The following is a 16,178-nucleotide window of genomic DNA, read 5'->3' on the forward strand; positions in this document are numbered from 1 at the left end:
TTTTAGTTATCCCAGCTTTGTAAGGTTTACTTTGGTGTTCATTAATATTTACGCAGATGCGCAGTTGCACATTTGATATTAGTCTCACTTGAGAGTATCTTAACTGAAATAAAAATAATATTAAACCAACCCCTCTCACAGGAGTCAGTAATGGCGACACAATTAAGTTATATGACCGGTTTTGGTAATGAATTTGAAACACAAGCGCTACCCGGTGCATTGCCGATAGGACAATTTAGCCCACAAAAAGTTAAATACGATTTATACACCGAGCAATTTAGTTCGACTGCATTTACGGCTCCTCGCGCTTCAAATCGCCGCACTTGGTTTTACCGCCTTCGTCCTTCGGTAGTGCAAGGTGATTACCAAGCAATTGATAACGGCCTAATAAGAACAGCCCCAATCACTGAAGCCGTAACACCACCAACAATGCTACGTTGGAATCCTATTGATATGCCTTCACAGCCTACTGACTTTATTGATGGCTTGGTAACAATGGCAGCTAATGGCAGTGCTAATGGGCAATCTGGTATTGGCATTCATGTATATGTCGCTAATCAGTCAATGCAAGGACGTTACTTTTGCAATGCCGATGGCGAAATGTTGTTTGTCCCTCAGCAAGGTGAGTTATTAATTCACACCGAGTGCGGTAAGTTAAGCATTAAACCAGGTGAAATTGCTGTAATTCCCAGAGGAATTAAGTTCGCTGTTGATTTAATTGATGATACAGCCCGTGGTTATATTTGTGAAAATTATGGCCATGCGTTAGAGCTTGCAGAGCGAGGACCTGTTGGTGCAAACGGTTACGCCAACGACAGAGACTTTCAATACCCCGTTGCTGCCTTTGAAGATAAAGAAGGTGACTTTGAGCTTGTATCTAAATTCAACGGTAATTTATTTAGCTGTGAAATTAAGCACTCTCCTTTTGATGTGGTTGCATGGACGGGTAACAGCTCCCCCTATAAATACGACTTATCGCGTTTTAATGTGATGAATACAGTAAGTTTTGATCATCCCGACCCATCTATATTCACTGTGCTAACCTCTCCTTCTGCTACTGAGGGTATGGCAAATGTCGATTTTGTGATATTTCCACCACGTTGGATGGTAGCCGAAAATACATTCCGCCCGCCGTATTATCACCGCAATATTATGAGTGAATTTATGGGCTTGATTGAGGGTGTGTATGATGCAAAAGAGCATGGTTTTGTACCTGGTGGTGCAAGTTTACACAATTGTATGTCGCCACATGGACCTGAAGCCGACGTATTTGAAAAAGCCTCAAACGCTGAGCTTACACCACAAAAATACGAAAACACATTGGCCTTTATGTTTGAGTCGCGCTATATAATTTCACCGACAAAATATGCATTAGAAGGTAGGGAACGCCAACCAAACTACACCGATTGCTGGCGTACTATTAAAAAACAATTTACAGGTTCACAGGATTAATTATGAAATTATACAGCTACTTTCGCTCATCAGCGGCCTATAGGGTGCGTATAGCGCTTAACTTAAAAGCAATTGATCATGAACTTGCTATTGTTAACCTTTTAAAATCGGAGCAGCTTGGGGAAGAATACTTAGCGACTAATCCGCAAGGCTTACTACCTGCACTTGAAACCGATAATGGTGTTTTAGCACAATCGCTTGCAATACTGGAATGGCTTGATGAAACTTATCCGCAATCGCCATTAATTACAGGAACTGCGTGGCAAAAAGCACAAATAAGAAATTTAAGCTTTGCCATTGCCTGCGATATTCATCCTGTTAATAATTTACGCGTGCTGAAGTATTTATCGAACGAATTAGGTGTTGATGACGAGGCTAAAAATAAGTGGTATCGACATTGGATAGAAGTTGGTTTTGAAAAAATAGAACTGATGCTAAACGAAAATGATGACTACTGTTTTGGTAACCAACCAACACTTGCTGACATTTGTTTAGTGCCTCAAGTATTTAATGCAATTCGTTTTAACGTAGGTATGAGCGCTTATCCAAAAATTGCAGCTATTTACGAACACTGTAATAAATTAGCTGCATTTAATGATGCTGCACCGCAAAATCAACCCGATGCAAATTAAGCTAGTTTAGTAACTAACCAGAGTTCAGGTTAGCTAGCTTTGTAGCGCACTATGAATAACCGTAATGTGCTCAATTAAATCTAAGCCCAGATCAGTTAAATATCCGCCATCTGGGCTATCTATAATCCCTTTTTCAAATAAACGTTGCGCTGCACTAAGTAAGCTTGGCTCTGCGTCTGAGTGTAATTTAATACCCTGCATTTTACTGTCGCGAGGAAACTTTGCTAATAGTGTGAATTCTTCGATCATTGTTTGATTAAATTGCATTGTGTGCACCTTCTTATTGTTCTGTGAGTAACTAAGTTTATAATTAAAATCACTTTGTGTACTTTACACTAGCACGTTTTTTAGCTTAATGTATTATTTTTAACCCTCCCTATTTAAAGGCCTCTAATGCGTAACTTTTTAATTCTATGCTTTTGTTTTAGCAGCTTATCGTATTCAATACTTAGTGAAGCAACAACCCTTAAAACCCATTCAATTATTGATGCAAACCAGTTTGTAAATGAAGAATCAAACTGTTGGTACGACAACAAACGCTATAGCGAAGGCGCATTAATACAAATTCACTCATTTACACTTTTGTGCGGTGCTAAAACACCCCAACACAGTAACAGCCAACTCATTTGGCTTAAAATAGATAAACAGGGTAATGCTATTTACCCAACAGCTCCTAAAACAATCACTGTGAATTAGCGCTAAAAGCTGATTTGAGCTACAATGCACGCAGTTTAAATAAGTAGTATGGCTATGGATAATCAACCTAAAAACCCTTTACATGGGGTAACGTTAGAACAAATACTTGTTGAGTTAGAACAGCGACTTGGCTGGAGAACACTTGGCGAGCAAGTAAAAATCAAATGCTTTACTGATCAACCGAGCATTAAATCGAGTTTAAAGTTTTTGCGTAAAACGCCTTGGGCTCGCGATAAAGTGGAAGCACTTTATATTCACACTATAAATAACAAACCTATTCGTAGACCAAAAAGTGCGCCGAGAGAAACATCTTCTCAAGCGCCGGATACAACAGGGTTTGTTTGGCCATCAATTAAAAAATGATATAAAAAAGGAGCTAATTTAGCTCCTTTTTTGATTGTAATTAGCGCGATTTATTGCTCTTTGCAAATCACATTTAATGAGGCCGGCTCAATAGTAATAACGAGTTTGTGAGCAGTTTTAACTTCACCGTCAAGTACGTACTTAAGCTCTCCTTCACCTGTCACCTCGACTCTTTTAGCATTTGTATGATGCGAATTTATAGCTAAATGTGTTTGCGTTAAACTGCTAAACATCAGTTCTGCAATGCTCAATATTGTCGTAGAATTTTCATTATTTGGTGTTAGCCAATTCACATCAAGAAGCCCGTCACTATGATTTGGCTGCCCACCACCTTGAGCCAATAACGTTGTAAAAGGCGCAGCATTAGCCACAATAAAGCTATTTGTACATATTTCTTTCGGCTCATTATCATCGAGTTTCACACTAAGTAACTGTGATTTTTGCTCGCCAAACGCTTCAAAAAAGCCATTTAAATAGGCAAGTTGCCCCGACTTATTTTTCGACTCTCTATCTGCTTTTTCAATCATTGATTGCTCAAAACCAATGCCCGCTAATAAAAGTACTAATTCGTTATTACAATAAGCGGTATCTATTGTGCTTGTTTGACCATCAATTATTAAATCACAGGCTTGTTCAACAGGAATAAATTTAGAGCTAATCCCCATCAATACATGCGCAAGTGCGTTTGCAGTCCCCATTGGTATAATACCTAGCTTACATTGTGTATTTACAAGTACGCTTGCAACTTCGGCCACTGTACCATCGCCTCCACACGCTATTATCATGTCTGGTTTTTGCGTAATCGCTTGTTTAGCAAGCTCAATACCGTTTACGTCTTGTGAAGTAGTAAGTACTTTTAAATCGTAATAGGCCGATAACCGCGCAACAATTAAGTGCTCTTTTTCTTGCCATAATCGTGTACCAGATACAGGGTTTGCAATTAACACGGCTTTGTTTTTAATTAGTAATTCGCCTTTTTTATGACGCTTAGCTAAATGACGAAGCTGATGCTTATTTAAGTTTGCGGTTTCGCGGGTTTCTTTTATTTGTGCAAGTACTTCATGTACATCTGCATTTTTGTTTTGACTCAATAAATAAGCCGCCATTACAAAAACAGACCGCCCACGGCCTAAAGCACAATGTACAACTACGCGACGGTTTTCTTTAATATGATGATGTATCCAATTAATAGCCTGATTTAACTGAGAATGGGTAGGAATACTATGATCGAGCACCGGAATGTTTAAGTAATTTATATTCTCTTGTGTTGAACTCCACTCGAGTCCGTCAAATTCACACGTTACATCTAAAATTGCAGTAATTCCGTTATCTTTTAATGTGTCTATGTCTGAGGGAAATAATCGGCAAGCTAAAAATAGGTTTTCGTTTATTTTTTGAATTGGCGGCACTTTATCGCGCTTACGTGACCAGGCATTATAAATTTGCACACCAAATAAAAATGGCACAAACGCCCAACGTATATAAAATGGGATCACCCCATTTTCACGTTTTCTAAATATTTTTGCTGTATTAAAAATATATGCGGTACTCACTAATAAAAGTGACAGTGCAGTCCAATAAAAAACAATAGCAAAGTAAACAGAGTTTACTTCCCAACCAATAAAAATAAGTAGTAATGCTAAAAGTGAATAACCAATTGCAGCCCACATAGTTTCTCCTTTGTGTAAATAATTCCGATTTTCTAATTTTAATTTAAACGGCTTTATGTACTCTTTTGCAAATATCACGCCATATAAATGGCATTTTAAATTCAAATTAAAATCATAAGCTATTGATATATAATGTTAATAATAAAATAAATTTAAGTACAATCTGCTCTTTGTGCATTTTTTACAAACATGTGAATAAATTATACTTACACGTCTAAATTTCAAACACTGATCGGTTATTGCTTGTACTAACGTATAAAGCAGCTAATCTAAAAATCAATTAATTTTTTTGCATCCAAATCACACACTCAACCGTTTACTCAATGATAATAAGAAAAACAGGACCCCTATGGATAACGATGATTTACTCCCTCTTTTGTGCGCAACAGCACAAGGAGACAAAAATGCTTTCTCAAGTTTATATCAACAAACTAGCGGCAAACTTTTTGCTATTAGTTTAAATATGCTCACTAACAGAGCTTATGCGGAAGAGGCACTACAAGACGCTTTTATAAAAATTTGGCATAACGCATCTGAATATAACGCCTCTAAAGGCACCGTTATTAGTTGGATGATAAGTATAGTTAGGTATAGAAGTCTTGACTCACTGCGCTATCACAAAGTACGAAAAGAGCAGTCGTTAGGCGATGACGAATATGAAAATGAAAGTGTTGACGTTAATTACGATGAAGAAACAAAACTGGTTAATTGTATCGAACAGCTTGAGCCGCAACAAAAACAAGCTATTCACTTAGCTTATTATAAGGGGCTGAGTCATAGCGAGCTAGTGGATCATATAGAAACGCCATTAGGTACAGTTAAAAGCTGGATCAGGCGTGGGCTTATGCAGCTACAAAGGTGTTTAACATTATGAATTATAATAAACCCGAACTATTAGACGCGCTTGCTGGGCAGTACGTGCTTGGCACACTTAGAGGGCTTGCCCGTAAGCGTTTTCAGCGTCTGTTACTTAACTCAAATCAAGCACGTGAAGCAACAAGTCTATGGGAGCAAAACCTAAACAACTTAGCGAGTGCTATTACACCGCAAACGCCACGTGACGATGTATGGGTAAATATACTACAGCGTATTGAAAACAGGCCACAAACAAGTAAAACAGTCATACATACCAAGCCTTCAATTTGGCGTACATGGTCTTTTGTGGCAACTGCTGCGTGTATTGTTTTAGCCTTTTTGGTTATTCAACCTAGTACCAATGTTATGCACACTCAACAAATTGCTTTGGTTCAAAATCAAGATAAACAATCATTGTGGTTTATTGATGTAAGCGAGCAAGGGCTCTCAATTAAAGCTAGTAGCCAATTGGTTGCTCAAACTAATAAAGATTATGAGCTGTGGATGATTTTAAAAGGTCAAGATGCACCTATTTCATTGGGTTTACTGCCCAAGCAAGGCAGTAAAATATTATTTAAAGATAACCGCTTTAACGCAAGTGATATCGCATTGTTAGCAGTGAGTTTAGAGCCTATTGGCGGCTCGACAAATGGATCTCCTACTGAGGTACTATACACCACAGAGCTGGTACTTTTATAACCCTACTATTATGACCAAAGTTGGCTGCTAACATAAAGCAGCCAACCTTCTTCAAAACTTTTTTAACAAAAAATAAAAATAATTTAACTTTTTTGCATCCAATTTAAATCCTGCCCCGTTATTAGCTATGACTTCAATCAAAACTAAAGGACAAAGTCATGAAAGCTTTAACTCCATCAATACTCGCAGTAGTAATATGTAGTACGTTTGTAAGTGCACCAAGTGAAGCATCAAGCCACAGAGAAGCGCCAAATATAAGCCGTTTCCCGACTTTAGATTCAACCGATTTTTATGTATTTAATAGTTACGAGCAAGGTCGTGATGATTTTGTAACATTAATTGCTAACTATATCCCGCTGCAAGATGCATACGGCGGTCCTAATTACTTTGCAATGGACCCAGATGCTACCTACAGCATTCATATAGATAACGACGGCGATGCTGTTGAAGATATTACATTTGCGTTTAACTTTAAAAGCATGCTTCCTAATGATAACCAAGGTGTGCAATTAACTGTTGGACCTGAAGGTAATCAGCGTACCGTGTCTGTACCACTTAAAAATGTAGGCGGTGTATCTGCCGGTGATGACAGCGCTGCAAATTTTAGCGAATCATACACAATGAGCATGATTAGTGGCGCGCAGCGTACTGGCGAAACAACGGTATTAAACAACACAGCATCAAACTCAAGTACATTTTCTAAACCACTTGATTATGTGGGCAATAAAACATTTGGTTCAATGAGCGATTACCAAACTTACGCTGACCAATTTGTGTATCAGGTTTCAATTCCTAACTGTGAAAGCATGGCACAAGTTTTTGTAGGACAACGTAAAGACCCATTTGTAGTTAACCTAGGTAAAACATTTGATTTAGTTAACTATGTACCTGTAGAGGGTGATAGCGCCCCTGGTGCTGGTGACGGCGGTGGTTTTCCAGGTGGTATAACACAATCAGCTGATAACGACGACCTTGCAGATAAAAACGTAACGTCAATCGCTATCGAAATTCCTAAAAGTTGTGTTGTAGGTGAAGGAAATGGCGTCATTGGTTCGTGGACAACAGCAAGCCTACCTCAAGCTCGCGTATTAAACCCTAATGCTAAATTTGCTAATAACGCCGTTAATGGTGGTGCTTTAACACAAGTTTCACGCTTGGGTAGCCCGCTTGTAAACGAGCTTGTAATTGGCATTAAAGACAAAGACACATTCTCTACTGCTCACCCTAAAGATGATGCACAATTTTTAGATTATGTATCTCATCCAGCACTACCAGAGTTATTAAACATTTTGTTTAAAGATGCTGTTAATACCACTCTTGGCGCAAACTTAGAAACACTGGCACCCACAAACTTCCCGCGTACTGATTTAATCACTGCATTTTTAACAGGTTTTGCAGGCGTTAATCAACAAGCAACTGTAACACCTTCAGAAATGCTACGTTTAAATACAGGCATTGCAGCAACAGCGCAAGCTGATCAATCTGCATTTGGTGTAGCGGGTAATGATTTAGCCGGCTTCCCAAATGGTCGTCGCCCGGGTGATGATGTGGTTGATATTGCACTTCGTGTTGTGATGGGTCGTTTATGTCATCCTATCCCTGTAAATGGTGAAGACACTGATTTAGGACTTTGTGCACCAGAGGATGCTAATACGGGCACAGTGCCATTTACAGACGGCGCACCTATTGATGCAACAATGATGGATTCATCATTCCCATACCTTGCAACACCACTTGCTGGCTCTAAATAAGGAGTAAAATAATGCGTAATTTAAAAACTACCCATATTTGTGCTCTCCTCAGTGCATTAACATTGGGAGCATGTAGTAGCGATGATGATAAAAAACAGCCTACACCGGTTGTAAACACAGCGCCTACAGCAAGTGATGCAATGCTAACTACACAAACTGAAGTAAGCATTACCGATATGCTTAGCGCAACCGACAATGATGGCGATTCACTGACTTACTCGTTAACAAGTGAGCCAACTCTTGGAACTGTTACCGTTAATAGCGATGGTAACTTTACCTACACACCGAATAAAGAAGTGACAGGTTCAGATAGTTTTATGTTTGGTGTAAGTGATGGCGTTAATTCGCAAGTAACTGCAACAGTGAACATTACAATTGACGCACTACAAGTCGACTTTGCTCAATTTGCAACCGATGCATTTAATCAAGCCCCAAATGCAGATCCGTTAACTGTTAACGGTCGGGTGTTTACAAACACCGATACCGATGTTGATGGATTAATTTCAACAAACGGTAACTAACCAAGTAATTAAGCTGACAGGCCATGGATGGCTTTTTTCAAAGGATATTTATAATGCATTTATCAATTTTTAAGTCCGTCGCATTTATTACTTTATGCCTAACACCACTTGCGTTAAGCGCTGCGCCTTTTACCCCAAAAGATGATGCAGTTATTGCTAAAAGTAATTCAACGCTTAGTGCTTCCCTCTCTGTTGACGAAATAAATACATTAGTCACTAACAGCCAATATGCCGGCCAAACAGAGCGCTTACAGGGGCTACTTAAAACCCGTTTAGCCCAGCTATATAGACAAACACCCTCATCTCAAATTGGTTACTTATATGCTCGCGTTTTACAAAAAGAGCACCTTTTTGACGAAGCTATTGATATTGCTAACAACGTTTTGATTAAAGAGCCAAAACATAGTAATAGCCATTTATTGCTAGCCAATATATTTATGACTCAAGGTAAGTTTGCACAAGCAAAAAAACACTGCGTAGCCTTAATTGGGCAAGTAAGTACTATTACTGCTAGCACCTGTGTACTCGATGTACAAAGCCAACATGAAAGCGTTTTAGACAGCTACCAAGCATTAGTAAAAATTATAAATAATAATCAAACTAGCCTAGCTACAAACCATGTTTTAAGTGAAATGAGCTACCGTTTAAATAACTACAAACAAGCTATGTCTCACTTACAAAGTGTAGATTTAGTTCAAGCCCCTGTGAGCCTTATTGTTTTATGGGCCGATATTCAAATTGCTCTAAATCAACCACAACAAGTATTAAATACATTAAGCGTACTGCTTCCTGATAAAAGTAATTTAGAGGATGCTATTTTGCTAAGACTTTCAATCGCAGAAAAAAAACTAAATAAACGCGATAAAAAATGGCAAAATACAATGGCGCAAAGAGTTACACTACGAGAGCTTCGTAAAGATTCTTTTCATGCAAGTGACTTAGCTAAATATTACCTTGATGTACAACCAAATCGCGAAAAAGCACTTTACTGGGCTCATATTAATTGGCAACAGGCTAAAATGAGCACCGATGAGCAATTACTTATTCAAGCAAAAGCGATGCAACGAGACACACTATGAAAACGCCTTATCTATTTATACTCACTTTAATGCTGTGTATTTTCTCAACTTACAGCTTTGCCCATCAACTAAGTACAAGTTATATAACCTTAAATAGCGAGAACAATAACGACACCAACAAAAACCAATACACGGGTACCTGGCAAATTAATATAGCCGACTTAGAGCACGCAGTGCCTCTGGATTTAGATAAAAACGGGCAAATTTCGTGGGCAGAAATAAAAGCAAAACGCAGCTCAATAAATAACTTCATTGAAGAAAATTTAAATATCACGCAAAACGCGCAAATATGCCCTTTAAAAAGTGAAGGAATCTATCAGCTAGATAATCATTTTAACCAACCTTATTTAGTCATTCCGCTGCTGTTTAGCTGTGATGACAATGAAGCAATCTCCCTTTCCTATTCTGCTTTTTTTAATACCGATGCCAATCATAAATCCATCGTAAATATAAACGGTGTATCTCGTGTATTTAATATCAACGAGGCACAACAAACGTTCAGCTTTGAGCAAACAAGTTATTTAAGTACGTTTAATCAATACGTGTATCAGGGTGTTTTACATATTTGGATTGGTATTGATCATATTTTATTTTTAATCGCCCTGTTACTTACCTGTGTTTTAAAACGCAGCGATAAAGCATGGCAAGGTATTAGCTCTAAAAAACAAATTATTAAACACACAGCATGGATAGTAACCGCGTTTACGCTTGCGCACTCTATTACGCTTACCGCAACAGCTATGAACTTTGTATCACCAAATAGCCGCTGGGTAGAGCTTGGAATTGCTATATCGGTTTTATTTGCAGCATTAAATAATGTGTGGCCGTTGGTACTTCGTTTAGGTTGGCTTACTTTTGCTTTTGGTTTACTGCATGGGATGGGATTTGCGAGCGTACTTGGCGAACTTGGCTTGTCGAGCGACTATCAACTGCTTAGTATATTGGCGTTTAATTTAGGCGTCGAAATCGGCCAACTTAGTATCTTGCTAGTAGCCTTACCAATACTCATTTATGTACGACACTACACTTGGTATAAAAAGTGGTTAATGCCAATGGGCTCCGTTGCTATCGCAATCATTGCACTTCAGTGGTCAATCGAGCGCTTTTAAATAGACTAAAATAAAAAAGCTAGCCAAAGTATTGGCTAGCTTACTTTTAGTTATTTATTTTGAGCGTTACTGCGCTTCATCAAATGGCATCAGTAATGTTTTCATCGCCGGGCGAAGCGCTATTAGTACCGTTTCTTCGGTTAACTCTGGGTAGAGTAACTTTCTAAGTAATAACCCTGCCATCATCGAAAAAATAACATTAATTCGACTTTCAAGTTCAAGCTCATCAATGTCTTTGAGCGCACTTCGCTCGCTAGTTAAAAGCTGTCTCATGCGCCCGCGTGCTTGAGTATCCATATCACGTAGCAATGAAGCTACTTTAACATTTCGACCTGCTTCAGCCATCATATCTAAATCAACTACACATGCCCCTGTGTCCATGTGCCTTTGCACACCAATGTTTAAGCCATCTAAAAGAGCTGCTAAAACATCACCTGGGTGATCTTCAAACTGTTGGAAGATAGAAAACATTTCTTCCATGTCTTTTTCAATAATGCTTTCTATAATGGCTTCTTTACTTTCAAAGTAATTATAAATATGGCCCGCACTCATCCCTGCCGTTTTAGATATTTCAGCCATGCCTGCACCGTGGTAACCTTTTCGGCGAAAACACTCTGCAGCAGCTGTTAGTATTTGTTCGCGCCTAGCCAGTGCTATCGCGGGATCTGTTTGCCTTTTTGCTTTAGGCTTCATGTTCAACTCCACTACCAAGTCATAAACTCAGTAAAGCAAGAGCTATAAATAGTCTCGCTATATAAATATGTAATGCGGCTTTAAAAGCCGCAAATATTATTTCTCTTCCTGAGCTGTTTCACTGGTTACGTTCCATCCACCACCAAGCGCTTTGTACAAGTTAATTTGGCTTGCAAGATACGCTTGCTGACCCGAAATTAACTGTTGCTGCGCGCCGTACCATGTACGCTGAGCATCAAGTACTTGCAAGTAGCTATCTGCGCCTTTTTCGTAACGCATTTTTGATAAATCAAATGTGATTTGTCGGCTACTTATAAGCATATCAAGGGCACTTAATTGCTCTTGGTAACCTTCTCTATCAGCAAGTGCATCGGCAACTTCGCGAAACGCATTTTGAATTTTTTGCTGATAAGTAGCCACTGCAATTTCTTGATCAGCTTTTGCTACATCAAGATTTGCTTGGTTACGTCCCATATTAAAAATAGGTAGGCTAATTGACGGCACAAAACTCCATGTACCCGAGCCTGAATCAAACAAGCCACTTAAATCACTTGAAGCAGACCCGGCATTGGCTGTTAAGCTAATACTTGGATAAAACGCCGCACGTGCAATACCAATATTGGCATTTGCAGCAAGCATTAAATGCTCAGCGGCTTTAATATCAGGGCGTTGCGATAGCAAATCAGACGGTAAACCAACCGGCACTTCTGGCATGCTGATCAAGTTAGTCAGGTCTTTACTAGGCAGTAAATCAGCTGAAACAGATTTACCCACTAATAAATCTAGGGCACTTTTATCACGCTTTAACAAACGTTTGTACGTTGCTATGTCTACTTTTGCTGTAGCAACTGTACTTCTAAGCTGCTCAAGGGTAATCGAAGACGTCGCACCTAAATCAAAGCTTTTTTGCGTAAGCGATAATGACTCTTGCTGAGAGGTGAGCGTTTCTTTTGCAAGCTCTAGCAGTTGTAAGTCCGTCGCGTAACTAAGCCACGCATTTGCCAACTCTGAAATTAAAGACACCTGCGTACTGTATTGGCTAAGCTCTGTAGAGTATAAATTTTGGAGTGCTTGCGCTGATTGATTGCGTACTTTGCCCCAAATATCTAACTCGTAAGACGTAATGCCCACTGTTGCACTGTATTGCGAGCTAATAGCTGCATCGCCAGTACCCGACAAATCAGCCGGTAAACGCTGGCGCGTACCAGAAGCATTTAAATCAAGCGACGGATACAAAGCAGAATCTTCGATTTGATACAAACCACGAACACGCTGCACATTAAGCACTGCAATTTGCATGTCTTTATTATGCTCAAGGCTTTGCGTAATTAAGGTTTGTAGTTTTTCATCATTAAAAAACTGCTGCCAATTTAATTGCTGCGCAGCGCTTTGCTCAGTACCTGATGCATAAGCATCAGATACTGGTAGAGCAAGGTCTTTTTGCTCTGGCGCTAATTGACAACCACTTAGCACCAATAAAGCAATTGCACTTAGGCTGAATGTTTTAATGCTCATTCTGCGCTCTCCTTTGTTGTCTCGTTAGTTTTACCAGGGAATACACGGCGAACTAACACAAAGAACAACGGTACAAATACAACAACTAATATTGATGATGCGAGTGTGCCGCCAATAATCGAAATACCTAACGCATTTTGCGCACCAGAACCCGCACTTGAGGCTATTGCAAGTGGTAAAACACCACAAATAAAGGCCATCGAAGTCATAAGTATTGGACGTAATCGTAAGCGTACAGCTGCAATAGCCGCATCAACTAAGCCAAGCCCATCATCCATTTTATGAATCGCAAACTCTACAATCAGTATCGCATTTTTAGATGCCAAACCAATGGTGGTCAACAAGCCTACCTGCAAGTAAATATCGTTAGATAAGCCACCGCCTAGCGCTGCCATAATTGCACCAAATATACCCAGTGGCACAATCATCATTACCGCAAACGGTACCGACCAACTTTCATAAAGTGCAGCTAAACATAAAAATACAAACAACAGCGATAAGCCATATAGTAAAGGTGCTTGACCACTACTTGAGCGCTCTTGGAATGAAATACCGGTCCACTCAGACGAAATACCATTAGGCAGCTGTTTAACTAAACGCTCCATTTCATCCATTGCTTGGCCTGTACTGTAACCCGGCGCTGCACTACCTTGAATTTCCATTGCTGAAAAACCATTGTAACGCTCTAAACGTGGCGAACCATACGTCCAGTAGGCACTAGCAAACGCTGAAAACGGCACCATATCGCCATTATTATTGCGCACATACCACTTATTTAGATCCTCAGGCACCATGCGAGATTGTGCGTCACCTTGCATATACACTTTTTTAACTCGACCACGGTCAATAAAGTCATTCACATAACTACTACCCCATGCTGTCGAAAGTGTACTGTTAATATCGTTTTGCGACACGCCAAGCGCTTCGGCTTTTGCCAAATCTGTATCAAGTTGTAGTTCTGGCATATCTTCTTGTCCATTTGGACGTACGCCCGCTAAAATTGGACTTTGGCTTGCTAAACCTAATAACTGATTTCGCGCAGCTAAAAGTGCATCATGCCCTAGGCCTACACGGTCTTGTAAAAAGATATTAAAACCATTAGCAGTACCCAGTTCAACAATTGCAGGTGGCGGGAATGCAAACACAAACGCTTCTTTTATCGTTGAAAAGTAGCCCATTGCTTTACCTGCAACACCTTGAACAGATAACTCGTCACGCTGGCGCTCATCCCAATGTTTAAGGTTAACAAAGGCAATGGCTGAGTTTTGGCCAGAACCTGCAAAACTAAAACCAGTAACGGTAAAAATACCGTTTACGGCTTCAGATTGATCGTTTAAAAAGTGATTTTCTACCTTTTTAACAACCTCAAGCGTTTGTTGTGTTGTAGAGCCCGCTGGCAGTGAAACTTGGTTAAACAAAATACCTTGGTCTTCGTCAGGTAAAAATGCCGTTGGCAAGCTTGAGAATACATAAACCATACCGCCCACAATCACGCCATAAATAAGTAAGTAGCGTTTAGAGTGTGTAAGCATACGGCCTACAAAGCTTTGTGCACCTGAATTTGTTTTATCAAAACCACGGTTAAAGCCTGTAAAAAATCGGCCAAATAACGTCTCATTGTTATGTACATGGCTTGGTTTTAAAAGCGTTGCACACAATGCAGGCGTTAAAATAAGAGCAACTAAAACAGATAACCCCATCGCCGATACCAGTGTTATAGAAAACTGACGATAAATAATACCGGTAGAGCCACTAAAGAATGCCATTGGGATAAATACCGCAGAAAGCACCATGGCAATACCTACCAGTGCGCCTTTAATTTCATCCATAGATTTACGCGTAGCTTCAAGTGCCGAGAGTTTTTCCTCGGTCATTAAGCGCTCAACGTTTTCTACAACAACGATTGCGTCATCTACCAATAAGCCTATGGCAAGTACCATCGCAAACATCGTTAGCGTATTTATTGAATAACCAAAGGTGTACAAAATACCAAACGTACCTAGTAAAACCACTGGCACTGCTATTGTTGGTATAAGTGTTGCCCTAAAGTTTTGTAGGAACAAATACATAACTACAAAAACAAGTACAACAGCTTCAATTAAGGTGTGAATAACTTTTTCGATAGATAACGATACAAACGGCGTTGTGTCGTAAGGTATAACAGCATCTAACCCTTCAGGGAAAAACGGTTTTAGCTCTTCAATTGCTTTTTTAACTCCAGCGGCAGTATCAAGTGCGTTAGCACCACTGGCTAATTTGATACCTAACCCTGATGCAGGTTGCCCATCGTAACGAGCAACAACGCGGTAGCTTTCACCGCCAAGCTCTACTCTAGCAACGTCCTCTAGACGTACAAAAGAGCCATCTGGATTGGTTTTAACCAATATTTGTTCAAATTGCTCTGGCGTTTGTAATCGACTTTGAGCCGTTACTGTTGCATTAAGTTGCTGACCATCAACGGCAGGCATACCGCCAAGTTGACCGGCAGATACTTGCGCATTTTGCGCACTAATTGATGCACTAATATCAGCAGGTGTCAGCTTATAATTTTGTAACTTTGAAGGGTCTAACCAAATACGCATCGCGTACTGAGAACCAAACAGCTGCACTTCACCTACGCCTTCAACACGCGAGACAATATCTTGCACGTTTGATGAAACATAATCGCCAATATCAATATTGGTCATGCTGCCATCTTTAGACACAAAAGCATAAACCATTAAAAAGTTACGCGCTGACTTTGCAACTACAACACCTTGCCTTTGAACTGCTTCTGGTAATAGTGGAGTCGCTGTCGCTAGTTTATTTTGCACTTGAACTTGTGCAATATCAGGGTCTGTTTCAGCGCTAAACGAAAGTGTAAGCGTAGCAGAACCACTCGACTCAGACGTAGATGACATATAAAGCAAGCCATCAAGGCCTTTCATTTTTTGCTCAATAACTTGCGTTACCGTATCTTCAAGTGTACGTGCAGATGCACCAGGGTACGTTGCTGTAATACTTACTGCAGGCGGTGCAATTGAAGGATACTGCGAAATAGGTAAACTCCTAATCGCCAAAATACCTGCAAGCATCACTACAATAGCGAGTACCCAAGCAAATATCGGTCTATCGATAAAAAATCGTGACATTAAAACTCTCCG

At 39.7% G+C, this 16,178-nt stretch carries 15 protein-coding genes; 10 read left to right on the forward strand and 5 right to left on the reverse strand.

Going from position 1 to position 16,178, the window contains the following annotated elements; all coding sequences use genetic code 11:
- Positions 1–150: 150 nt before the first annotated feature.
- Together hmgA and maiA are read left to right on the forward strand one after the other, a co-directional pair.
- Complete coding sequence (gene hmgA, locus I6E82_RS05865) at positions 151–1,452, forward strand: homogentisate 1,2-dioxygenase (protein WP_197117093.1); 1,302 nt, start codon at positions 151–153, stop codon at positions 1,450–1,452.
- 2 nt (positions 1,453–1,454) lie between these two features.
- A complete protein-coding gene (gene maiA / locus I6E82_RS05870) occupies positions 1,455–2,084 on the forward strand; it encodes a maleylacetoacetate isomerase (RefSeq protein ID WP_197117094.1) in 630 nt (209 codons plus the stop codon).
- Between the two features lie 33 nt (positions 2,085–2,117).
- Here maiA and I6E82_RS05875 read toward each other — a convergent pair whose 3' ends face one another.
- Positions 2,118–2,351: a TIGR02647 family protein gene (locus I6E82_RS05875; protein WP_007582405.1), complete on the reverse strand. Its 234-nt coding sequence runs from the start codon at positions 2,349–2,351 to the stop codon at positions 2,118–2,120.
- Between the two features lie 126 nt (positions 2,352–2,477).
- Here I6E82_RS05875 and I6E82_RS05880 point away from each other — a divergent pair, with 126 nt between their 5' ends.
- Together I6E82_RS05880 and I6E82_RS05885 are read left to right on the forward strand one after the other, a co-directional pair.
- Complete coding sequence (locus tag I6E82_RS05880; RefSeq protein WP_008134362.1) at positions 2,478–2,780, forward strand: DUF1496 domain-containing protein; 303 nt, start codon at positions 2,478–2,480, stop codon at positions 2,778–2,780.
- Positions 2,781–2,834: 54 nt separating this feature from the next.
- The gene (locus I6E82_RS05885) at positions 2,835–3,143 is read left to right on the forward strand and encodes a VF530 family DNA-binding protein (protein WP_010553962.1); all 309 of its coding nucleotides are present in this window, start codon (positions 2,835–2,837) and stop codon (positions 3,141–3,143) included.
- A gap of 50 nt (positions 3,144–3,193) precedes the next feature.
- Here I6E82_RS05885 and I6E82_RS05890 read toward each other — a convergent pair whose 3' ends face one another.
- The gene (locus tag I6E82_RS05890; RefSeq protein ID WP_010553963.1) at positions 3,194–4,813 is read right to left on the reverse strand and encodes a diacylglycerol kinase family protein; all 1,620 of its coding nucleotides are present in this window, start codon (positions 4,811–4,813) and stop codon (positions 3,194–3,196) included.
- Positions 4,814–5,162: 349 nt separating this feature from the next.
- On the opposite strand from I6E82_RS05890, the gene I6E82_RS05895 reads away from it, so the two are divergent.
- The 6 genes from I6E82_RS05895 to I6E82_RS05920 all read left to right on the forward strand — a co-directional run bounded on the left by I6E82_RS05895 (position 5,163) and on the right by I6E82_RS05920 (position 10,827).
- The gene (locus tag I6E82_RS05895) at positions 5,163–5,687 is read left to right on the forward strand and encodes a sigma-70 family RNA polymerase sigma factor (RefSeq protein WP_007582398.1); all 525 of its coding nucleotides are present in this window, start codon (positions 5,163–5,165) and stop codon (positions 5,685–5,687) included.
- Positions 5,684–6,367: an anti-sigma factor gene (locus I6E82_RS05900; protein WP_024593134.1), complete on the forward strand. Its 684-nt coding sequence runs from the start codon at positions 5,684–5,686 to the stop codon at positions 6,365–6,367. Before I6E82_RS05895 ends, I6E82_RS05900 begins: the two co-directional genes overlap by 4 nt.
- A gap of 158 nt (positions 6,368–6,525) precedes the next feature.
- A complete protein-coding gene (locus tag I6E82_RS05905) occupies positions 6,526–8,118 on the forward strand; it encodes a DUF4331 domain-containing protein (protein ID WP_197117096.1) in 1,593 nt (530 codons plus the stop codon).
- 11 nt (positions 8,119–8,129) lie between these two features.
- Positions 8,130–8,639 (forward strand): Ig-like domain-containing protein, encoded by a 510-nt coding sequence (locus tag I6E82_RS05910; RefSeq protein WP_197117097.1) that lies wholly within the window; start codon positions 8,130–8,132, stop codon positions 8,637–8,639.
- Between the two features lie 53 nt (positions 8,640–8,692).
- Complete coding sequence (locus I6E82_RS05915) at positions 8,693–9,718, forward strand: hypothetical protein (RefSeq protein WP_197117098.1); 1,026 nt, start codon at positions 8,693–8,695, stop codon at positions 9,716–9,718.
- On the forward strand, positions 9,715–10,827 hold the full coding sequence (locus I6E82_RS05920) for a HupE/UreJ family protein (protein ID WP_197117099.1): 1,113 nt from the start codon (positions 9,715–9,717) through the stop codon (positions 10,825–10,827). The genes I6E82_RS05915 and I6E82_RS05920 overlap by 4 nt, the downstream gene beginning before the upstream one ends.
- Positions 10,828–10,893: 66 nt before the next feature.
- Here I6E82_RS05920 and I6E82_RS05925 read toward each other — a convergent pair whose 3' ends face one another.
- From I6E82_RS05925 to I6E82_RS05935, 3 genes are all read right to left on the reverse strand, one after another.
- Complete coding sequence (locus I6E82_RS05925; RefSeq protein ID WP_024591828.1) at positions 10,894–11,520, reverse strand: TetR/AcrR family transcriptional regulator; 627 nt, start codon at positions 11,518–11,520, stop codon at positions 10,894–10,896.
- Positions 11,521–11,616: 96 nt separating this feature from the next.
- The gene (locus I6E82_RS05930; RefSeq protein WP_007582391.1) at positions 11,617–13,035 is read right to left on the reverse strand and encodes an efflux transporter outer membrane subunit; all 1,419 of its coding nucleotides are present in this window, start codon (positions 13,033–13,035) and stop codon (positions 11,617–11,619) included.
- Complete coding sequence (locus I6E82_RS05935; protein WP_165724942.1) at positions 13,032–16,166, reverse strand: efflux RND transporter permease subunit; 3,135 nt, start codon at positions 16,164–16,166, stop codon at positions 13,032–13,034. The genes I6E82_RS05930 and I6E82_RS05935 overlap by 4 nt, the downstream gene beginning before the upstream one ends.
- Between the last annotated feature and the right edge of the window lie 12 nt (positions 16,167–16,178).

The organism is Pseudoalteromonas sp. NZS11, assembly GCF_015864765.1.
In the GTDB taxonomy this organism is placed as follows: domain Bacteria; phylum Pseudomonadota; class Gammaproteobacteria; order Enterobacterales; family Alteromonadaceae; genus Pseudoalteromonas; species Pseudoalteromonas arctica.